A 20,939-nucleotide genomic window follows, 5' to 3' on the forward strand; every position below is an offset into this window, starting at 1 on the left:
CGGTGTGAAAGTTCGACGCCACTTGGCGAGCGGTATTGAGCTGGATCGGCTTCGACGGCTGTCACTCCCCTAACTCGGGTATGTCAATTGCCCCGGTCTGTGGATAGGACGGTGTGGTGAACTGCGCCTGAGAACGCTCGACGCTTGGAATGGCTGTTTACGTGTCGAGCATCGAGGCCCAGCCACGAGGGAGGGTTGAGATGATTGTGGGCGTGACGGGCTTTCTTGCTGTCGGGAGTGAAATCGGCGACTGCGATCCGCGACAGGCGAACCTGAACTTCGACGATGACGCCGATCTCATACCGCCCTGGTCTCGCGCCATCGCGGCTTGGGTCAACATCGATCCTCGCGCCAGGATGTTGTTATCGCGATCGGGACGTATCGGTTGGGCGAACGAAGCCGCCTATCGAATGTTGAAGGACGCCGGCGTGTTCCGGCTTATTGACGACCATCTTGTCTCCGACAGTGCTCAGACGGCTGCAGCGCTGGCGCGCCTTCTAAGAGACGCTGTGCCCGGGCAAGCGATCTATGCCGTCACATCGACGGATGCGGATCGACAATGGCTTTTGCGCTGTCAACAACTGATACCCGGCGATGACGACAGCATAGGGTTTGCCGCACACCGAATGGCGGACCGTGTTTCGTACGAAGCAATGCTCCAGATTCACCACCTGACACCCTGCGAAAAACACATCGTGACGATGATGTTGGCGGGGATGGAGACGGGGCGTATTGCTCAAAAGCAGGACATCTCCATCGAAACACTGCGCACTCACATCAAACATGCCTATCGCAAGTTGGACGTGAGCAGTCGTGGCGAACTATTCGCCAAGGCTGTGGACTTCGCGGGTCTTTAGGCCTGAAAGCAGTCTTTCCGGCGCGCGATGCGGGCGGGCAAGATTTCGGACTTAGACCACGACACGGTCGCCAATCACTTCCGTTAGCCGTTGAACGTGGTGGTTATGACGAAAGCTTTGCCTGCTGCAGTACACGCCCACCTCATATATCGACTGATCGCTCCATATTTCGAACAACGTCTTTGACGGAAACGGCCCCGCGGCGCATCATGTACTTAGGGGGCATCGTTGGTTCAGGGCGGCGAAAAATCGGAGCACGCAAGAGTCCGGTGGTTGGGGTATGAAATCCTGCCCCACGAGCAGGACGTTCGCGCTTGGCTTCGACGATCGCTTGTGACCTCCAACGATGTCGATGATGTCATTCAGGAATCGTATTGCCGATTGGCCAACCTGAAGGCGGTCGAGCAGATCGAGAGTCCTCGCGCTTATTTCTTCCAGACCGCGCGGTCTGTCGTGCTTGAGCAGATGCGCCGCGCCCGCATTGTCCGGATCGACGCCGTGACGGAAATCGACGCCCTGCGCATCGAGTGGGACGAACCGTCGCCAGAGCGTATCGCCGGGGGACGCAAGGAACTCGAACGCGTAATGAAGATCGTCGCCACATTGCCCGAACGCAGCCGACGCATCTTCGAGATGCGTCGCGTGCTGGGGCTGTCTCAAAAGGAGATCGCGCACCAGTTGGGCGTGTCGGAGAACGTGGTCGAGAACGAAGCTGCGCGCGGGTTGAAAGCCGTCCTGGCAGGCTTGGCAAAGGCTGACGCTAATGTCGCCCCATCATCGACCGGGGAGCGGCGTGCATGAGCCGTGAAGCTTCCACAGAGATCGACGCGGCGGCGGCCAATTGGGCCGCTCGACTGGACGCAAACGTGATTAGCGCGTCCGACCAGGCGGCCTTGGACGACTGGCTGGCTGGCGACAGCCGTCGTGAGGGCGCTTTGTGGCGGGCGCGGGCGGTCATGGCCTTGATGGTCGAGCCCATGCCTCAGACCCAAACGCACCGGGCGCCGGCGAAGCCCGACCGCCGCGTGCTTCTCGGGGGGATGGGATTGGCGGCGGCTGTCGCGGCCGGGGTCGTTCTGACGCCGATCTTGTCGCGTCAGCGCTACCGGACCTTGGTGGGCGAGATTCGCCGCGTGCCCTTGGCCGACGGGTCAATGGCGGCGATAAACACCGACACGACATTGGACATCCGCTTTCACAAGGCCGAACGCGCCGTGACCCTTGATCAGGGAGAGGCGTGGTTTCAGGTCGCAAAAGATCGAGCGCGGCCTTTCGTCGTGGCGGCGGGCGATGTCCGCGTCCAAGCGGTCGGCACTGCCTTCTCCGTTCGCCGCAAGTCTGGCGGGGCCGAAGTTCGTGTGACGGAAGGCGTCGTGGAGGTCTGGAGTGACAAGGGCGCTGGAAAAATGCGCCGACGCGTCGCCGCCGGTGAACAGGTATTCGTCAGCGACCAGGTCGGCGCGTCCAGTCCGGTGAAGCGTCCGCTGGAAATGGACCGGGCTCTGTCTTGGCGAGAAGGGCAGATTGTTCTGGATGGCGACACGATCGGCGCAGCGGCAGCTGAGTTCAACCGCTACAACAACCGCAAGATCGTGATCGTCGATCCGGATCTGGAAGGCCGTACCGTGGTCGGATGGTTCCGCACCAATGAACCGGAAAGCTTCGCCCAGGCGGTGGGCGTCACCCATGACGCGAGCGTTAAGGTGGGCTCAGATGTGATCATGCTGGGTGGCGCCGGATAAATCTTTTCTGTCCGGCGACGGAAAGTCGCTCGTCGAACATCGAGACTCTCGGAACCCTCGAAGAAGGGTCCGGGAACCAGGAAACAGAAAAAGGGAGGGCCGACGCATGGCCATGTCGCGAAACCAAGGCGCGAAGGCGTCGCTGATGGTCGCCGTCAGCACGATGGCGCTGGCCGGCGCCGGCGCCGCTCAGGCTCAGGCCAGACAGTTCAATATCCCTGCGCAGCCTGCCTCGACCGGCGTGCCGGCCTTCGCACGCCAAGCGGATCTTCAAATCCTGGCGTCGACCGAAGCGGTCGCAGGGCAACGGACCGCCGCTGTGCAAGGCGTCTATTCGGTTGATCAGGGGCTGGGCCGGCTCCTGCGGGGCAGCAACCTGGTGGTGGCGTCCAACAACGGCCGGACGGCAGTGCTCGCCGGCGCGAGCGTCGCGCCCCAAACCGTCGCCCAGGGGAGCGAGGTCGAAGACCAGGCGGACGAAGTTGAAACTATCGTGGTAACCGGTTTCCGTGCGTCGCTGGGCAGCGCGCTGACGGCCAAGCGACGAGCCAACGGCGTCGTCGATGTGATCAAGGCCGAGGATATGGCCGATTTTCCGGACGCCAACCTTGCGGAGTCCATTCAACGGGTGCCTGGCGTCTCCATCGCACGCGACGCTGGCGAAGGCCGTCAGATCACGGTGCGAGGGCTGGGGCCGCAATTCACGCGCGTGCGCATCAACGGCGTCGAGGGACAGAGCACCGCGTCGGGCACGGACAGCTCAGGCGGCGCCAACCGCAACCGAGCCTTCGACTTCAACGTCTTCGCGTCCGAGCTTTTCAACAGCATCACGGTCCGCAAGACCGCCTCGGCCGAAACGGAAGAGGGGTCGTTGGGCGCTACGGTCGATCTGCAGACCGGTCGTCCGTTCGACTACGCCGGCGCCAACCTCGTTGTGTCGGGCCAATACGGCTACAATGATCTGTCCCGGGAATGGGACCCGCGGTTCGCGGCGCTCGCCAGCAATACCTGGATGGATGGGCGTCTCGGAGCCCTCGTCTCGGTGGCCTATACCAAGCGTCGGCTTTTGGAGGAAGGACATGGTTCCGGCGGCTGGCTCAACGGGACCGAGGCTGGCGGCTATAACCCCGCATCACCCTTTGCCGATGCGAGGCGAGCCGATGTCTATACGCCCCGCTTTCCGCGTTACGGCCGACTGACGCACGATCAGGAGCGGCTGGGCCTGACGGGATCGGTGCAGTTCCGCCCGCAGGAACAGACGCTGATCAATCTCGATCTGCTCTACTCCGACTTCAAAGCCACGCGTCAGGAAAACTGGCTGGAAGCCCTGTCCTTCGCGCGCAACGCGTCGCAGGGCGGCCGACCAGAAATCATCGTGCGTGACGGCGTCATCGATGCCAACGGCGACATGGTCTACGGCTTGTTCGATGACGTCGATGTGGAGACGGAAACTCGCTACGACGAACTCGACACCAAATATACGCAAGGGACACTGAGCCTCGAGCACGCGTTCAGCGACCGATTCAGGATCAAGGGCCTGGTGGGCTATTCCAAGTCTGATTTTGACAATCCGATCCAGACGACGGTCATTCTGAACCGTGAAAATTCGGACAACTACTCATACGACTATCGCGAAAACCGCAACGCGCCATTGATCCGGTTCGGCTATGACGTGACCGACCCTCTGGCCTACAACTTCGGGGCGGCGCGCTCGGAAATCCGCCTGCGCCCGCAGGGCGTCACCAACACGATCAAGACTGCGCAACTTGACGGCGGCTACGATCTGACGCCGTCGCTGACGCTTAAGGCCGGGGTGAACTACAAAGAATATGAGTTCGACTCCTGGGCTCTGGCGCGGGTCAACGAGGGCGTGGTGCCGCAACTGCCTGCTGGCGTGACCCTGGCCAGCCTGACCGAATTGGTCAGCGGGTTTGGTCGCAATCTTGGCGCACCGAACGGCACCGTCACCAACTGGATCGCGCCGAACCTCAACGCCTTTGCCGACCTGTTCAACATCTACAGCGGCACGGGACTGTTCGAACTCAGCGGCGCCTCCAATGCCAATGCGCGCGGCAACATTCGCAATGTGACCGAGAAGGACTCGGCGGCCTACCTGCAGCTCGACTTCGACACCGAGCTCGGTGGCGTGCCAGTCCGCGGCGATATCGGTGTGCGCTACGTCAAGACAAAGCAGAGCTCGACCGGCTATCAACTGGTTGCCGGCGCCGCTCGGCAGACGACAGTCGATCGCGACTATGACGACGTTTTGCCGGCACTGAATCTGACGGCCGAAGTCACGCCGGACTTTCTGGTGCGGTTCGGTGCCGCCAAGGTCATGACCCGTCCAAACCTCGGCAGTGTGACGCCGGGCGGCAGCCTCAGCACGGTTGGCGTGTTCAGCGTCAGCTCGGGCAATCCGTATTTGGATCCCATCCGCGCCACGACCTACGACTTGTCGGCGGAATGGTATTTCGCGCCTGACGCCCTGCTGTCAGTCGGCCTGTTCTACAAGGACATCGAAAGCTACATTCAAACCTCTCGAACCTCACAGCCTTTCAATCAATCCGGCTTGCCGCTGGAGTTGCTGAACGGCCTGGGTGTTTCGCCCAGCGACGTCTTCCTGTTCAGCCAGCCGGTGAACACCGAAGGCGGCCCGCTGAAGGGGATCGAGGTCAGCTATCAGCAGCCCTTCACCTTCCTGCCCGGACCGTTCGACAATCTCGGCGCCATCTTCAACGTCACGCTGGTGGACTCCAAGATCAGCTATATTTCCTCGCGATCGCCGACGGGCTTCGTTGAAAATGATCTGCTCGGCCTTTCGAAGACCGCCTACAACGCCACCCTCTATTACGAAGACGATCGGTTCAGCGCCCGCGTCTCGGCCGCCTATCGCGATCGCTATCTGACCGCGGTCCCTAGCGGCACCAGCACCAATGACATCGATGGCGTGCGTGACATCGTGACGGTGGACGCCTCGGCCTCCTATGCTTTGACGGACCGCATCAAGGTGACGTTTGAAGGTTTGAACCTGACCGACGCCTTCAATGAGCAGTACACCGACAGTCGCCGGGATAGCATCTACGTCTATTCGCACACTGGAAGGCAGTACAACTTCGGCGTCCGCTACACCTTCTAAGACACTCCCACCTCCCCCGGGAGACTGGGCGCTGAACGGCTCGCCGGTCAGCGCCCTCTTTTTCCATTCGGAGCCAGCATGCGTTTGTCCCTTTCGCGCCGTCAGGCGCTCGCAACCGCCGTCGCCCTACCGATCATGGCGTCCGGTCGATCCTGGGCTGCGACGGCTGGATACGACGCCGTGGTTGGGACTGAGGATGCCGGTCGTCGCTTCGGCGCGCCGGCCTATCCGACCCTTTCCGCCGCCATCGCCGCCGCACCGGCAGACGGATCGAAGCCTTTTCGCATCTTGATCACGCGCGGCATCTGGACCGAGCAAGTTGTGGTCGATAAGCCCTTCGTTCATCTGATCGGCAAGGATCGGTCAGGCTCGGTGATCAATCACCTGGCGGCATCGGGATTGGCGGCGCCGGATGGGCGGATGTGGGGCACATTCCGCACCCCGACCCTGTTCGTTCGCGCGCCCGATTTTCACGCCGAGAACCTGACGATCAACAATGCCTTCGACGGTCTGGCGGAAATGACCAAGCCGAACGGCCTGCACTCTCACAATGGCGCAGGGCCCCAAGCCGTGGCTCTGATGATGGACAAGGGGTCGGATCGCGCAGTCGTCCGCAACTGCGATATTCTCAGCTATCAGGACACCTTGTTCCCCGACGCGGGCGCGACACTGTTCGAAAACTGCCTGATCACTGGCAGCTATGACTTCATCTTCGGTGGTGGGCGTGCTTGGTTCGAACGTTGCGAAATCCGATCTCGACTGCGTCCCGCCGATCCGGTCGAAGGCTATATCGCCGCTCCAAGCACATCGATCGAGCAGGACTACGGCTTTGTCTTCCACGATTGCCGTCTCACCAAGGACGCCGGCGTCCTGCGGCATTCCGTGTTTTTGGGACGCCCTTGGCGACCGTCCAGCACCTTCCCTGATGGTCGGTATGGCGATCCGAAGTTTGTCGGCGCAGCGACCTTCCTCGACTGCTGGATGGACGACCATATCGCGCCGGCGGGCTGGACCGAGATGTGGTACACCGGCCGCGACGGCAATCCCCGCACAATGCTTCAGCCGGAAGACGCCCGCTTCGCTACCTTCGGATCGCGCGGACCTGGTCGCGCAGACTTTTCGCGGGGCAAGCGTCTGACGGTCGAGCAGGCGAGAGGGGTCGATAGAGACGCCGTCATCGGCGGCAAATTCCGGCACTGCGCTGGTTAGCGACGGTGACGCCTATGCGCGAAGCGTTAGCTTTAACATGTCAGAGTTTCGCGTGGCATGACCACGATGGGCTAAGCGGACCGCCCGACGTCTTCTTATCGTCTGACAAAGATTTAGACGAATAGGTCGGTCATGGTTTCGGTCTATTTGATCGGCCCAAAAAAGCCTGCCAGTTGGTCGCTTCGACTCGTTCCGTTTGAGCGGGTGCTGCGAGGTCGCATCGAGCAGCCGCCACTCTGATTTCAAGGGCCTTTAGCGGCTTTGAGGAGGTAACGCATCCCCTGAGGACTTGAGACCGCTATCGCACATAGGAACGAATAGCCTCGGGGTAGCTTTGATCTACAGGCGTTACGCCATGGACCGATCCGAGGGGGGTCGGGTTGTCGATTACGGCGGTACGGATGCGCATCGGCGTCATCGCACATCTCAAATATCCGATCGCAGAACCCTTCGCCGGCGGGCTGGAGATGCATACGCATCTGCTCTGTCGCCAACTGCGGCTGAACGGTCATGACGTCACGCTGTTTGCAGCGACCCTGTCCGACCCCGCGCTCGGTCTGGAGGCGATCTGCGAGCAGACGGAAATCGCCAAGGTCGGGACGGCGGAGGCGGGCGACGTCGCCTTCTTCCGAGAGCATCACGCCTATCTGTCATTGATGAGCCGGCTTCGACGCAGTGCGTTCGATGTCATCCACAACAACAGCCTGCACTATCTGCCGGTCTCGATGGCCGAGACCTTGCCGATGCCGATGGTCACCACGCTCCACACGCCGCCATTTTGCTGGCTGGAAAGCGGTATCCGCGAAGCGAGCGCGCCGTTTGCGCGGTTTGTCGGCGTTTCCGAGGCGATGCGCGAACAATGGACCCGAGTGCGGCCGATCGATCAGGTCATTCTGAACGGGATCGACCTGGAGCGCTTTCCGTGGCGTGCGCGTCACGACGACCCTGGGCATTTGATCTGGTATGGGCGGATTGTGCCCGAGAAGGGTCTGCATCTGGCGCTGGACGCGGCGGCATTGGCGGGTGTCGCCCTGCGGTTCGCGGGCCCAATTCTGGATCAAGCCTATTTCGATGCCGAGATCGCTCCGAGGTTGACGCGCGAAACTACCTATCTCGGCCACCTCGATCACGAAACGCTGTCGAAGGAGATCGGGCAGGCGGCCGTCTTCGTCTGCACGCCGCGCTGGGACGAACCCTACGGGTTGGTGGTGGCCGAAGCGCTGGCGTGCGGCACGCCCGTCGCTGCCTTCGCGCGCGGCGCCATTCCCGAGATTCTGACTCCCGACTGTGGCGCCTTGGCCCGTCCGGACGATGTGCAGGATCTGGCGCGCGCGATCGCCCGGGCGGTCGGCCTGTCTCGGTCAGCCTGCCGCGCGCGCGCCGAGGCGGCCTGCGATGTGCGCCGGATGATCACCGCCTATGAAAAACTCTATGGCGAGATGATTCAGGCGGCTGCGGCAGGGCAGATGCAGGCCAATGACGCGCTGGAAGATCGGCTGATCGCATGACAGGCGAACCTGCCTTCTGCGTTTGCGTGCCCGTGCGGAATGAGGAACGGGGTCTTCCCGTGCTTCTGGCCGCTCTGGCCGCACAGGATCTTCCGGGCAGAATTTCGGTCGCGCTCTGCATCAATAACTCCACGGACAGTTCGCTCCCTCAGGCCCAGGCCGCGGCCTATCGGTGGAAGGATCGACTCGACATCGTTGTCGATCTGCAGACCTTTCCAGAGCATCGCGCCCATGCCGGCGCGGCGCGGCGTGCGGCCATGTCCGTCGGTCTCAAGCATCTCGGAGATCGATCCGATGGCCTTCTGATCTCGACGGACGCCGACACGCGGCCGCCGTCAAACTGGCTGTCCGCCAATCTCGCGGCCATCGCGGATGGAGCCGATCTGGTGGGTGGACGGCTGGTGCTGGATGACGCGGAACCGATCTCGGCGGATGTCGCGGCTGTGCGTCGATTATGGGACGCCTACTGGCGCGAGGTTCGCGCGATCGAGGACGAAATCGACCCTTCGCCGCATGATCCGGCGCCTCGCCATGGCGATCACACCGGGGCCAGCCTCGCCATCACGGCGGCGGCCTACCTGTCAGCCGGCGGCGTGCCGGAACAGCCGACGGGCGAGGATCGGGCGCTTGTGATCGCCGCTCAAGCGCAGGGGGCCAGGCTTGTGCATCCCTTGGCGGTGTGGACCCGAGTGTCGGCACGCACGACGGGCCGCGCCGCCGGGGGGATGGCGGAGGCTATGACCCGCTTGTTCGATCAGGCGCGGAACGGCGGTCCGATCATGGCGCCGGACTTTTCGCATTGGCGACAGCGGGCGAGGTGGCGCCGGGATCAGCGTCACGACGCGGCGAGCGCCAGGCGGCTGTCGGCATTGGAAACCCAGCTGCCCGCCATGCCGCTCGACATGGATTTACGAGAATGGGCCAACGACGTTGCGAGAGCCGCAGCGTGAGGGCTCCGATCGGATACTATGTCCATCACCAGGGCGACGGCCACCGCCAGCGTGCGCTGGAAATCGCCTCCGCTGCGCCCGAGCGATTTGTCCTGCTTGGAACGGGACTAAATGGGCGAACCGAAGACATCGCCTGCGTGGATCTGGAAGATGACAGGCCCCACGAGGGAGACCGCTTCTCCGGCCGTGACGAGGCGCCTGTCCGGCCCGAGGCGCTGCATTACGCCCCTTATCACCATGCGGGCGTCCGGGCGCGAACCGCCCGGTTCGCCCAGTGGATCAGCGACGCCAAGCCGGCCTTGATGGTGATCGATGTGTCGGTCGAGATGGCGATGCTGGCCCGGCTGTGTGCGACGCCTGTGGTCTATGTCCGTCTCGCGGGGGATCGATCGGACCCGGCGCATCTGGACGCCTTCCGCGGCGCAGAAGCCGTGCTTGCGCCCTTCCATGAGCGGCTGGATGGACCGGTGGCGAGAGAGGTGCGCGACAAAACGCATTACTTCGCCCCCCGGCGCTATTCGGGACCGAAACGTGGAGCAGGCATCCTGGTCGTTCATGGTCGGGGTGGCGATCCGTTGGATGGCGCCAAGCTGGCGGCGGCTGCAGAAGCGACGCCCGATCAAGTGTGGACCGGTGTCGGGCCGATCGAGCCTCCGCCGGTCATGCCGCCGAACCTGAAGCTGGCAGGCTGGATCGACGCCATCGGCGATGAGATCGACAAGGCGGAGATCGTCGTCGGAGGCGCGGGAGACGGCCTGCTGAACGCGGTGATTTCGGCCGACAAGCCCTTTGTCTGTCTTCCCGAGCCTCGCGCCTACAACGAGCAGATCGCGAAGGCCGAACGGTTAGCGGTGCTTGGCGCCTCGATCGTCCTGGCGCAGTGGCCGCAGGCGCAGCAATGGCCGAGCATCCTTAGGTCAGCACTCTCACTGTCGCCCGCTGATCGGCAGCAGATCAGCGGGCAGGGACTCGGCGCCGCCGGACTCTGGCTTGTCGATCTCGCATCAGAGCTTGAGGCACGCCGATGACAGCCCTGGAAACAACGCCGACCGCGTCATCGCCTCTTGAACTTGAGGTTAGATTGGCGGCGCTGGGTGCGCGCTACGACGCCGCGCCGAGATATCCCGCCGACAGTCTGACGCTGCTCGCCTCGGAGGGTTGGGGTAGGCGGTTCGCTCCGGTCCAAAGCGGTGGAACGGCCTATGACGATCCAGTCCAAAAGGCCTTGGCCTTGATGGGCGCTCTACGAAGCGTGGGGCGGTCGGATCTCAGCGTCGGCCGATTATTCGAAGGACACGTCAACGCCCTGGCGCTGTTCGACTGGTACGCGGACCCGGCCCAGAAGGCTTGGCTGGGCAAGGTCCTTGCGCAGGGCGGCTGGTTCGGCGTGTGGGCGACGGAGCCGCCGCCCGGCGTTCGTCTGGTCGGCGACCGGCTGCAGGGCGCCAAGATTTTTGCGACCGGCGCAGGCGGCCTGGAATATGCGATCATCACCGCCCAGCCGGAACAGGGCGAACGCGAGTTGATCGTCGTGCCGGCGAACGCGCCCGAGAGGGCCGATCTGAGCGGCTGGCGCGTCCGCGGCATGCGCGCGACAACCAGCGGGCGCTATGAGGTGACTGGGTTGACGGTCAATATCGATCAGCGGCTCGGACGTCCCGGAGACTATGATCGCGAACCGCGTTTCACGGCCGGGGCGTGGCGGTTCACGGCGGTGCAGCAGGGCGGCGTCGAAGGCCTGGTCATGGCGATGCGCGACGCGCTGTCCGACGCCGCCCGCGCCGATCCCATCCAGCGCGCGCGCTTCGCCGATGCGGTCGTTGCGATGCGGACGGCCTGGCTCTGGGTCCGCGAAGCCGCGATCCGCGCGGCGTCCGAAGCGCCTGACGCCGAGGATTTCGCGCGCGCCACGCGCGGCGTCGTCGAACGCAGCGCCCTGGATGTCATGGAGTTGGCGGCGCGGTCGGTCGGGACGCGCAGCGCCTTCGACGGCGAGCGCATCGACAAGATCACCCGTGATCTCAGCCTCTACCTTCGACAGGCCGGACCCGACTATGCAAAGGACCAGGCAGCCAAGACCTGGCTGGATCGCGATCTCTGGGGCGAGGGCGACGCCTTATGGTGAGCGAGAAAACCGGCCGGCTGGCGACCCTGGCGCTGGAGCATTCGCCCTGGCGATCCTCGCGGTGGCTGATCATTGCCCCGCATGCCGACGACGAGACGCTGGGCGCCGGCGCCTTGATTCATCAGGCGGCCGAGGCTGGGCGGTTGGCGGGCATCGTGATCCTCACCAACGGCGCGGGTTCGCACGATCATTCGGACGCGGCCTCCCGTGCGAGGCTTATCCGGACCCGACGCCTGGAGGCGGGGCGCGCCGTTCGACGGTTGGCGGGGGATGCGGCTGTAGCGCCCGTGTTTCTGGATTGGCCTGATGCTCAGCCCGCTTCTCCTGGCAGCACGGTATTCCAGGCGACCGCGCGTCGTCTCGCCGCCCTGTGCCGTGATCGGCGCGTCGATGCGATCGCCGTCACTGGACCAGACGATCCCCATTGCGATCATCAGGCAGCGGCCCAGCTGGCGCGCCGCGCGGCCCGTATAGCCTGCCGGCCGGTCGCCGTGTTCGATTATGTCGTGTGGGGGGCGGCTCCGCCCGGGTCGAAACTGCGGATCACGACGCGACCTCTAAGGGCCGGCCTCAGAGCGTACGCCTTATCGAGCCATCAAAGTCAGTTGACGCCGATGTTCGGCCAAGGGTTCCGGCTTGAGAAGGAGAGGGGGCTGCGCGCCGCCTCAGACACCCTTTATCGGTGCGACGCCTATGGCTGAACGCTCGCTTCCCGCCGCCTATTTCGAAGGCATCTTCGCCGGGGACGCCGATCCATGGAGTCTGGCCTCCAGCCCCTATGAGGCGGCCAAGTTCGATCGCACCATCGCCGCCCTGTCGGTGCGGCGAGCGGCTTTTGCGCTCGAGGTCGGTTGTGCGGGCGGCGTCCTGACCGAGCGGCTGAGTGCCGTCTGCGATCATCTGTTGGCGATCGACGTTAGCCCGACCGCCCTGGGGCGAGCGCGCCAGCGTCTGTCGGGGCGGTCGAACGTCCGGTTCGAGGCTGCGGACTTCCCCCGGGAATGTCCGGCTGTTGATGGGCTGGATCTCGTCGTCCTGTCCGAGGTGGCCTATTATTGGAGCCAGGCCGATCTGGACTTTGCGACACAACGCATCTCCGATGGCCTGGTCGAGGGCGGACGCGTGCTTCTGGTGCACTGGACCGGCGAGACCGACTATCCCCAGACCGCCGACGACGCCGTGGAACGCCTCTGGCTTGGATTGTCGGCTGTCATGAAAGTGGATCTCGCCGAGCGGCATCCGAACTATCGGCTGGATTTGTGGAGCCGTCGATGACCACCCTGTCCGCGCTCACGCTGGTTCGTAACCGGCAAGCCCATCTGGACCGATTGGTTGAGGGATTGACGATCAGCGCCTCGCCGCCAGACGAACTGATCGTCATCGACATGAGCGATGCGCCGGTGACGCTGCCGTCGGTGGATTTTCCGGTCCGCGTCGAACGTCTGGCGGGCGACGCCCTGCCTCTGGCCGCCGCCCGAAATCTGGCGGCCGCCTTGGCGTCAGGTGATAGCCTGCTTTTTCTGGATGTGGACTGCATCGTGTCGTCGGCAGTTTGCGGGCGGATGAAGGCTCTGCTCGCCGACAATGACGCCGTCGTCTGTCCAGAGGTGCTCTATCTCCCCGCCGGAGCCGTCCGGCCGGGCCCCCTGTCGGAAACTGATCTGAGAGCGGCCGGGCGGCCCCATCCCGTGCGCCCCTTTCCGCAGAAAGGCGAAAGCCTCGAGCGCAATCCCGGCCTGTTCTGGTCTTTGGCTTTCGCGCTCCGTCGCTCGACCTTCCATCGGATCGGCGGGTTCGACGAGACCTATGTCGGCTACGGCGCCGAAGACACGGACCTGGGGTTTCGCATCGCGCGAGAGGGCCTGCCGCTGCTCTTCGCCGGCCGCGCGCCCGTCTTCCACCAACATCATGACGGCTATGATCCGCCCCTGCAGCATTTTCGCGCGCTGATCGCCAACGCCAAGCGCTTCCACGCCGCCTGGTCGATCTGGCCGATGGACGGTTGGCTGCGGGCGATGGCGGATCTCGGACTGATCGACTGGTCGTCGGATGAATTGACCATCTGCCGGGACCCAACGCCGGCCGAAATCGCTGCCGCACGAAAAGATACTGCAAATCCCTTCTAGGCCGGTTCCGTCGCGCTGGCAGCTGAAATGACCGGTCGGGGGTACGAAAGCGGGCGCAACCCCCGGCCGGCCTTGGGGTTGAGACAGGATGAAATCGTCTCCCGCCGACACCGATCTTTCCGCCATAGGCCAGCAAGTTCTGGTCGATGGTCCAGCCCCCCAGGCGGACGAGGGCAGGCGTTGGAAAATGCCGGCGGCGGCAGTGGCGGCCGGACTTGCCGAGATGAAGACGAGGCGTTCGCAGGCCGTGGTGTTCATCGCCACCAGCGAACGCCGCGCCGATGAGATTGCGGCGGCGCTCTCACCGATGGTGAAGGACGCCGAGGTGCTGGTCTTGCCGCCCTGGGACTGCCTGCCCTACGACCGCGCCGAGCCTTCGCGAGAAAGCATGGGGCGGCGGATGGCCGTCTTGGCCGCCCTGAACGAAGCCAGCGCAAGGCCTGTGTTCCTGGTCGTCTCGCCCGATGCGATAGTGCAGCGGACGCCGTCGCGCGAACGGATCAAGGCCCGCTTGTCGCTCGCGCCGGGCGAGGCGCTGGATCGCCAAGCCTTGGAGTCGTTTCTGACGGATACGGGCTACGCGGCGGATGAGCGGGTCGACGAACCTGGCGAGTACGCTCTGCTCGGCGCGGTGGTCGATGTCTTCCCGCCGGCGTCCGCAACCCCTTATCGCATCGCCCTGGATGAGGCGGACCGGATCAGCGAGATCCACGCCTTCGATCCCGTATCGCAGCGCCGGGGCGTCGAGATCCAGACGATCTGTCTGACCCCGGCGGCTGAGTGGAGCGACCGGTCGCCCGAGGATGACGAGGCCGATCATCAGGACATGGGCCCGTCGATCGATGCTGAGACCTCGACAACCCTGTTTGATTTCCTCGACAAGCCGACGATCCTGACCGACGTGGGCGTCGAGGATCGGTTCGAACGCATTCGCGCGCATGTGGCCGAAGCCTATGACACCCGCCTGCGGTTCAGCGAGGGGGCGCGTCCTCCGAAGCCCGACAGCCTCTATTTGACGGAAAAGGACGTTCAGGAGGCGTTGAAGGGCGCCAAACCCCTGAGCGTTGAGGGTTGGGCGCCGACGCCGGCTTTCGCATTGGAGAAGTCGCCGGGGCGGGCCCTGAAACAGTTCATTGCCGAGCGGCGCGAGGCCGGCGATCGCATCGTCCTGACGGGATTGCCTCATGAGCACAGGATCATCCTACGCCTACTGCGTCGCCACGATGTCGATACGCCCGTGGCGCTCGAGAGCTGGAGCGCGATCGCGCCACTGCAGCCCGGGCAGATCGCCGTCGTGACCGCTGATCTGGACACAGGTTTCCGGCAATCGGCGGCCGGTCTTGTCGTCCTGACGCCTTCGGACATCTTCGGCGGCCGGATCGCGCGAGCATCCGGCGACACGAACAATGCGATTGGAGAGACAGAACTGCGGTTGGACGATGTGGTCATCCATGAAGACCACGGTCTGGGCGTCCTGAAGGCTTTGGAGCGGGTCGCTGCCGATGGTGTCGAGCGCGACGTTCTGCGCATCGAATATCATGGCGGTGGGACCATTCTCGCGCCGATCGAGGAGTTCGGCAAAATCTGGCGCTACGGCTCGGAGCCGGACGCGGTGTCGCTGGATCGGCTGAACACCCGGGGATGGCTCAAGCGACGCACCAAGGTCAGCGCGCAGATCGACGAGGCCGCAGCGGCCTTGACCGCCCGGGCCGAAGCGCGCGCAGCGCTGAGGACCGAGCCGATCGCCGCGCCGCGTCAGGCGCTGGCCCGATTCGCCGCAGGGTTCGCCTTCCCCGAAACGGCCGATCAGGCGCGCGCCATTGAGGCGGTCCTGTCGGACCTGGGATCCGGCAAGCCCATGAACCGGCTCGTCTGCGGCGATGTCGGTTTCGGCAAGACCGAGGTCGCCCTGCGCGCTGCGGCGGCCGTGGCCCTTGCCGGCAAACAGGTCATCGTCGTCGCCCCGACTACCGTCTTGGCGCGCCAGCATTTCGAGGTCTTCAAGAGACGGTTCAAGGACACGGACATTCAAATCGGCCACCTGTCGCGCGCCGCAGACAGCGCGGAGGCGCGGGCGGTCAAGGCAGGGCTGGCGGACGGCTCCATGCGCGTCGTGGTGGGTACGCAGGCGCTGGCGTCGGAAGGGTTGGCGTTTTCCAGCCTCGGGCTTGTCATCATCGATGAGGAGCATCGCTTCGGCGCGCAGATGAAATCTGCCTTGGCAGAGAAGGCGCCGCATCTGTTGTCGATGTCGGCCACGCCGATTCCAAGAACCTTGCAGAGCGCCATGGTCGGCATTCAGGACGTCAGCCTGATCGCCAGTCCGCCCGCCCGACGCCGCCCCATCCGAACCTTCATGACCCCGTTCGACGCTGGGGCCGTTCGCCTGTCGCTGATGCGCGAGAAGGCGCGGGGCGGGCAGAGTTTCGTGGTCGTGCCGCGGATCGAGGATATGGAACCCCTGGCAGAACGCTTGAAGACCTTGACGCCCGAGCTGTCGGTGGTTTCGGCGCACGGTGACATGTCCCCGTCCGCGATCGACGAGGTTATGAGCCGGTTCTCCGACGGCGCGGGGGACGTGCTTCTGGCCACGAACATCATCGAGACCGGCCTGGATGTGCCGCGCGCCAATACGATGCTGATCTGGCGGCCGGACCGGTTTGGCCTGGCGCAGTTGCATCAGCTGCGCGGGCGTGTCGGCCGGGGGCGCCGCCAGGGCTTCACCTATCTGCTTTCCGATCCCGAAACGCCGATGGCGGCGGCGACGGAAGCGCGCTTGCAGACGCTGGAGGCTCTGGACCGACTGGGGGCGGGCTTCGCGATCAGCGGGCGCGATCTGGACCTGCGCGGCGGCGGCGATCTGGTGGGCGAGGAACAGGCCGGACATGTCAGGCTGATCGGCTCGGCCCTTTACCAGGCCGTCCTGGCTCTGGCGCTCGCGGCTGCCAAAGGCGATCCCGATCCAGACCAAGCTTCTCCCAGTCTGAACGTCGGCGCGACAGGGCATCTGCCGGCGGACTACATCCCCGACGAAACCGTGCGCATCAATTTTTATGCCCGGTTGGCGCGCGCCACGACGGCGGAAGATGTCGACGCCTTGCGAGACGAAGCCGAAGATCGGTTCGGCTCTTTACCAGACCCCGCAGAGGACCTGTTCACCGGCCGTCGCCTTGCGGCGCTCGCCCGTGATGCCGGCGTCACGGAAATCGTGTCGGGACCGAAGGCGACGGCGTTGCGGATCGCGGCGGCGCGTCGGCCCGGCATGGAAGCGTCCTTTCCGTTGCGCGATGATCGACGCTGGTCCGAGGATCGCATGATCGTCGACGCCGCCAACGATCAACCGCACGACACGGCCTTCATCGAGAAGCTTCTGACTGAATTGGCGGCGGCCTGAGGGCAGGGCGGGTTCGAGCCGGTTTCGACGTCCGGAACCTGTTTTCTTGGGAGCAATTCCGCCGCTGGCGCGCTGATCGACGACCGCCGACCGATCACGGCGGAGCCTCGCGTCTTCGCTTTCTAAAAAGCCCCTGCATGCCCACAGACACCCGCCTTACTGTCGTCTTCCTTCATTCCCTGGGCTCGAGCCGCCACGATTGGGACGCGGTGATCGACCGGCTTGCCGATGAGGTGGTGACCGTCGCGATCGATCTTCCAGGGTTCGGGGCCAGGGCGGGGGAAGGCTATGGCGATGTCCAAGCCGTGCTCGACGACCTGAGCCGCCGCCTTACCGATCTTCATCTCCCGCGCTGGATCCTTGTCGGCCACAGCATGGGCGGCAAGTTTGCGACCTTGATCGCCGCGCGGGCGCGTGACGGGGCGGCGGGTCTGAGCGGGTTGCTGGGCGTGGTGCTGGTCGCCGGATCACCACCCTCGTCAGAGCCGATGGACGAGAGCAGGCGTGCGGATATGCTGACCTGGTTCGACGATCCGGCCAGGATAGAGGTTCGGGGACGCCAGTTCATCGACGCCAATACCGCCGCCGGTCTGCCGCAGGCCGCCTTCGATAGGGCCCTGGCTGATTTCACTCGATCCAGCCCCGGAGCCTGGCGGGGATGGTTGGCCGAAGGATCGCGCGAGGATTGGTCCGATCGGGCCGGCGTCCTGCCTTTCCCCTCACTGATCATCGCCGGCGCAGAGGATGGCGATCTGGGCGAGACGGCGCAGCGGCGTCTCAACGCTCCCCACTATCGCGCCGCTGACGTGGTGGTCGTGCCGGATGCGGCGCACCTGATCCCTCAGGAACAGCCGGACCGTCTCGCCGGCTTGGTTCTAGAATTCGTCGAGAAGGTCGGTTCATCCGCGCTGCCTCCACGCTTCGTGGGTCTGATGGCATCCGATCGCGTGTCGGATCGCACACGACGCGCAATGCTGGATCGTCATTTCGGTCCGGCGCCAGCTGACGGCGGCGTCCTGAACCCGACCCAGCGCGCCGTGCTGTCGGCGATGATCGCGCGCATTCTGCCTGATGCAGGCGATCCGGATGATCTGGCGCGACGTTTGGATGTGGGCCTCGCCAACGGACAGGGCGATGGATGGCGGTTCGCCGATCTTCCCTCGGACGCCGAGGCCTGGCGACGCGGGCTGGATGAGATCGCCGCCATGGCGCCGGAGTTCGCAACCCTGGCCCCCGATCGCCAAGACGACATCCTGCGCACCATTTCACAGGGCGAATGGCCCGAGCCGGGCCGGCTTTCGGCGGACGCCATGAGGCTGTGGTTCGAGGACGTCGTGTCCGAGGCCGCACGCCTGTGGATGTCGCTGCCGGCCACCTGGGCCCAGATCGGTTACGACGGCTTCGCCACGGGCGGCGAAGGCCGGTTTCAGGGCTACGATCAGACGGCGGCGGACCACACCGAACCTTGGCGTCTGCCGATGGAGGGCGTGGGTTGAGCGCGCCTGCAAGGACGGCCGGCGAAACCGATGTCGTCATCATCGGCAGCGGGGCCGGCGGTGCTCCGATCGCGGCCAGGCTGGCGAAGGCCGGGCTGTCGGTCACGGTGTTGGAGGCGGGGCGGGCCTTCGATCCGGCGGAGCATACGCCCGACGAAACAACGGCAGACCTTTATTGGATGGAAGAGCGCCTCAGCGGAGGGCGCGACCCGACCGCCTTTGGGGCCAACAACTCCGGCCAGGGGATCGGCGGCTCGCTGCTGCACTGGGGCGCCTTCTGCCCACGACCCGATCCCCGTGATCTGACGCTGGCCTCGGAGACGGGACGCGGGCGGGACTGGCCGTTCGGCTGGGACGAATTGAAATCCTATGTCGAGACCGTAGAGACGGTGATCGGGGTCTCAGGCCCGGCCGACTATCCGTGGGGCGGGCGACAGTTCACCTATCCGCCTGTCCCGCGCAACGCCCCGGCGGATGCGATGGCCCGCGGCGCAAGGGCGATCGGGCTGACCGTTACGGATGCGCCGGCGGCCGTGCTGTCCCGCAATCGCGAGGCGGGAACAACGCCCTACCGCATGGCCTGCGTCAACTGCGGCGCCTGCCACCAGGGATGCAGAACCGGCGCCAAGGGCGGCGCGGACAACAGCTTTCTGCCGATGGCCGCAGCCAACGGCGCCAAGATTATCGCCAACGCGCGGGCGACAGGCGTCGAGCGTGACGCCGGCGGACGGATCAAGTGCGTGATCTATCGTCGCGACGGGCGTGATCATCGGCTGAACTGCCGGGCGCTGTTCCTTTGTGCGGGCGGTGTCGAGACGCCGCGCCTGCTGCTGAACTGGGAACTAGGCAACGCCGGCGGCGAGGTCGGCCGCAACTTCATGACCCACGTGGCGACCCAGGTCTGGGGGCGGTTCGACGCCGACATGTCGATGAACCGCGGCTATCCCTCTTCCCTGATCAGCGAAGAAATGGTGCGTCCGTCGGACGCGAACTTCGCCGGCGGCTATCTGATCCAAAGCCTTGGCGTCATGCCGGTCACCCTGGCGGGCGGGTTCTCGCGCGGCGCGGGCCTGTGGGGCGCGCCGCTGGTCGATACGCTACGCAACTATCGCCGGCTCGCCGGGATCGGCATCAATGGAGAGTGTCTGCCGAACGACGACAACCGCCTGACCCTGTCCGATGAGATCGACGCCGTCGGGCTGAGCAAGGCGCGGATCGACTTCAGCTATGGCGAGAACGAGCGGCGTCTGGACGCCCATGCCCGGCGCGTGATGACGGAGCTTTGGACGGCAGCGGGCGCCGAGGACATCTTCACGGTGGCCCGGTCGGCGCACACCATCGGCGGCTGCCGGATGGGGGACAAATCGGACGGGGCGGTCGTCGATGGCGACGGGTGCAGCGTCGAGATCGACAATCTGTACGTCTGCGACAACTCCGTCTTCCCCAGCGCGCTTTCGGCCAACCCGGCCTTGACCCTCATGGCCGTCGCTCTGCGCACGGCCGATCGCTTCCTCGAACGTCAACGAACAGGAGATTTGTGATGGACCTCGGGATCAAGGGGCGTATCGCCCTCATTTCCGGCGCCGATTCCGGCATGGGCAAGGAGACGGCGCGGCTGCTGCTGGAAGCCGGCGTACGGGTCGCCCTGACCGACAAGCCGGACGGCACGCTGGATGAAGCCGTTCAGGAGCTTTCCGCCTTGGGCGAATGCATCGGCGTGACCGGCGACGTTACCAAGGCCGACGACGTCGAACGGCTGTGGGCGGAGGTCCGAGACCGCATGGGCGATCCGGACATCTATGTGAACGCAGCGGGCGTGACCGGCGCGACCGGCGATTTCTTGGATGTCGATGACGCCGGTTGGCTGGAGACGCTCGACATCAATCTGATGGGCGCGGTGCGGATGTGCCGCCAGGCCATTCCGGCCATGCGGCGTTCGGGCTGGGGCCGCATCGTCTTGTTCGCTTCGGAAGATGCGGTCCAGCCCTATGTCGATGAACTGGCCTATTGCGCCTCGAAGGCCGGTATTCTCAGTCTGGCGAAGGGTCTGTCCAAGGCCTACGGCTGCGACAATGTGCTGGTGAACACGGTCTCGCCGGCCTTCATCGCCACCCCGATGACCGACGCCATGATGAAGAAGCGCGCCGAGGAACGCGGCGAAACCTTCGAGGAGGCGATCAAGAGCTTCCTGAAGGAAGAGCGGCCCGGCATGACGCTGGATCGCAGGGGCAAGCCGGAGGAGGTCGCAGCGGCCGTCGCCTTCCTGTGTTCGGAGCGCGCCAGCTTCATCAACGGTGCGGGCATCCGGGTGGATTCCGGCTCGGTCGCCACCATCGCCGTCTAGTCGTCCCGCCGAAAGAGAGACCGGCGGCGGGACGATCCCGCCGCCGGCTTTG

Annotated in this window: 16 protein-coding genes; all 16 read left to right on the forward strand. The window is 64.8% G+C overall.

The features are described from left to right. The first annotated feature begins 200 nt into the window (after positions 1-200). The 16 genes from QRN13_RS13065 to QRN13_RS13140 all read left to right on the forward strand — a co-directional run bounded on the left by QRN13_RS13065 (position 201) and on the right by QRN13_RS13140 (position 20,887). A complete protein-coding gene (locus QRN13_RS13065) occupies positions 201-857 on the forward strand; it encodes a response regulator transcription factor (protein WP_284878228.1) in 657 nt (218 codons plus the stop codon). 228 nt (positions 858-1,085) lie between these two features. Continuing rightward, a complete protein-coding gene (locus tag QRN13_RS13070) occupies positions 1,086-1,658 on the forward strand; it encodes an RNA polymerase sigma factor (protein ID WP_284878229.1) in 573 nt (190 codons plus the stop codon). A gap of 92 nt (positions 1,659-1,750) precedes the next feature. Next, entirely contained in the window at positions 1,751-2,599 is an 849-nt protein-coding gene (locus tag QRN13_RS13075; RefSeq protein ID WP_284878230.1) for a FecR family protein, read from the forward strand. Next, complete coding sequence (locus tag QRN13_RS13080; RefSeq protein WP_284878231.1) at positions 2,586-5,735, forward strand: TonB-dependent receptor; 3,150 nt, start codon at positions 2,586-2,588, stop codon at positions 5,733-5,735. The genes QRN13_RS13075 and QRN13_RS13080 overlap by 14 nt, the downstream gene beginning before the upstream one ends. 78 nt (positions 5,736-5,813) lie before the next feature. Then, on the forward strand, positions 5,814-6,944 hold the full coding sequence (locus QRN13_RS13085; RefSeq protein WP_284878232.1) for a pectinesterase family protein: 1,131 nt from the start codon (positions 5,814-5,816) through the stop codon (positions 6,942-6,944). A 401-nt stretch (positions 6,945-7,345) separates the two neighbouring features. Further along, a complete protein-coding gene (locus tag QRN13_RS13090) occupies positions 7,346-8,452 on the forward strand; it encodes a glycosyltransferase (RefSeq protein WP_284878233.1) in 1,107 nt (368 codons plus the stop codon). Then, positions 8,449-9,402 (forward strand): glycosyltransferase family 2 protein, encoded by a 954-nt coding sequence (locus QRN13_RS13095; RefSeq protein ID WP_284878234.1) that lies wholly within the window; start codon positions 8,449-8,451, stop codon positions 9,400-9,402. The genes QRN13_RS13090 and QRN13_RS13095 overlap by 4 nt, the downstream gene beginning before the upstream one ends. Then, a complete protein-coding gene (locus QRN13_RS13100) occupies positions 9,399-10,430 on the forward strand; it encodes a glycosyltransferase (RefSeq protein WP_284878235.1) in 1,032 nt (343 codons plus the stop codon). Before QRN13_RS13095 ends, QRN13_RS13100 begins: the two co-directional genes overlap by 4 nt. Next, on the forward strand, positions 10,427-11,527 hold the full coding sequence (locus tag QRN13_RS13105) for an acyl-CoA dehydrogenase family protein (protein ID WP_284878237.1): 1,101 nt from the start codon (positions 10,427-10,429) through the stop codon (positions 11,525-11,527). Before QRN13_RS13100 ends, QRN13_RS13105 begins: the two co-directional genes overlap by 4 nt. Then, a complete protein-coding gene (locus QRN13_RS13110) occupies positions 11,524-12,228 on the forward strand; it encodes a PIG-L deacetylase family protein (RefSeq protein ID WP_284878238.1) in 705 nt (234 codons plus the stop codon). Before QRN13_RS13105 ends, QRN13_RS13110 begins: the two co-directional genes overlap by 4 nt. Next, positions 12,221-12,802, forward strand: coding sequence for a class I SAM-dependent DNA methyltransferase (locus QRN13_RS13115; RefSeq protein ID WP_284878239.1), 582 nt, complete (start codon positions 12,221-12,223; stop codon positions 12,800-12,802). Before QRN13_RS13110 ends, QRN13_RS13115 begins: the two co-directional genes overlap by 8 nt. Continuing rightward, a complete protein-coding gene (locus tag QRN13_RS13120) occupies positions 12,799-13,653 on the forward strand; it encodes a glycosyltransferase family 2 protein (protein WP_284878240.1) in 855 nt (284 codons plus the stop codon). Before QRN13_RS13115 ends, QRN13_RS13120 begins: the two co-directional genes overlap by 4 nt. Before the next feature lie 88 nt (positions 13,654-13,741). Then, positions 13,742-17,047: a DEAD/DEAH box helicase gene (locus QRN13_RS13125; protein WP_284878241.1), complete on the forward strand. Its 3,306-nt coding sequence runs from the start codon at positions 13,742-13,744 to the stop codon at positions 17,045-17,047. Positions 17,048-17,184: 137 nt separating this feature from the next. Continuing rightward, complete coding sequence (locus QRN13_RS13130) at positions 17,185-18,543, forward strand: alpha/beta hydrolase (RefSeq protein ID WP_284878242.1); 1,359 nt, start codon at positions 17,185-17,187, stop codon at positions 18,541-18,543. Next, positions 18,540-20,084, forward strand: coding sequence for a GMC family oxidoreductase (locus QRN13_RS13135; protein WP_284878243.1), 1,545 nt, complete (start codon positions 18,540-18,542; stop codon positions 20,082-20,084). Before QRN13_RS13130 ends, QRN13_RS13135 begins: the two co-directional genes overlap by 4 nt. Next, positions 20,084-20,887, forward strand: a complete 804-nt coding sequence (locus tag QRN13_RS13140; protein WP_284878244.1) for an SDR family NAD(P)-dependent oxidoreductase — start codon at positions 20,084-20,086, stop codon at positions 20,885-20,887. Before QRN13_RS13135 ends, QRN13_RS13140 begins: the two co-directional genes overlap by 1 nt. Positions 20,888-20,939: the final 52 nt, after the last annotated feature.

This window comes from Brevundimonas sp. MEB006b, from assembly GCF_030209705.1.
Lineage (GTDB): Bacteria > Pseudomonadota > Alphaproteobacteria > Caulobacterales > Caulobacteraceae > Brevundimonas.

Coding starts and splice junctions, on each gene's coding strand:
- QRN13_RS13065 (WP_284878228.1), top strand. CDS start 201: ATGATTGTGGGCGTGACGGGCTTTCTTGCTGTCGGGAGTGAAATCGGC.
- QRN13_RS13085 (WP_284878232.1), top strand. CDS start 5,814: ATGCGTTTGTCCCTTTCGCGCCGTCAGGCGCTCGCAACCGCCGTCGCC.
- QRN13_RS13090 (WP_284878233.1), top strand. CDS start 7,346: ATGCGCATCGGCGTCATCGCACATCTCAAATATCCGATCGCAGAACCC.
- QRN13_RS13095 (WP_284878234.1), top strand. CDS start 8,449: ATGACAGGCGAACCTGCCTTCTGCGTTTGCGTGCCCGTGCGGAATGAG.
- QRN13_RS13105 (WP_284878237.1), top strand. CDS start 10,427: ATGACAGCCCTGGAAACAACGCCGACCGCGTCATCGCCTCTTGAACTT.
- QRN13_RS13115 (WP_284878239.1), top strand. CDS start 12,221: ATGGCTGAACGCTCGCTTCCCGCCGCCTATTTCGAAGGCATCTTCGCC.
- QRN13_RS13120 (WP_284878240.1), top strand. CDS start 12,799: ATGACCACCCTGTCCGCGCTCACGCTGGTTCGTAACCGGCAAGCCCAT.
- QRN13_RS13125 (WP_284878241.1), top strand. CDS start 13,742: ATGAAATCGTCTCCCGCCGACACCGATCTTTCCGCCATAGGCCAGCAA.
- QRN13_RS13130 (WP_284878242.1), top strand. CDS start 17,185: ATGCCCACAGACACCCGCCTTACTGTCGTCTTCCTTCATTCCCTGGGC.
- QRN13_RS13140 (WP_284878244.1), top strand. CDS start 20,084: ATGGACCTCGGGATCAAGGGGCGTATCGCCCTCATTTCCGGCGCCGAT.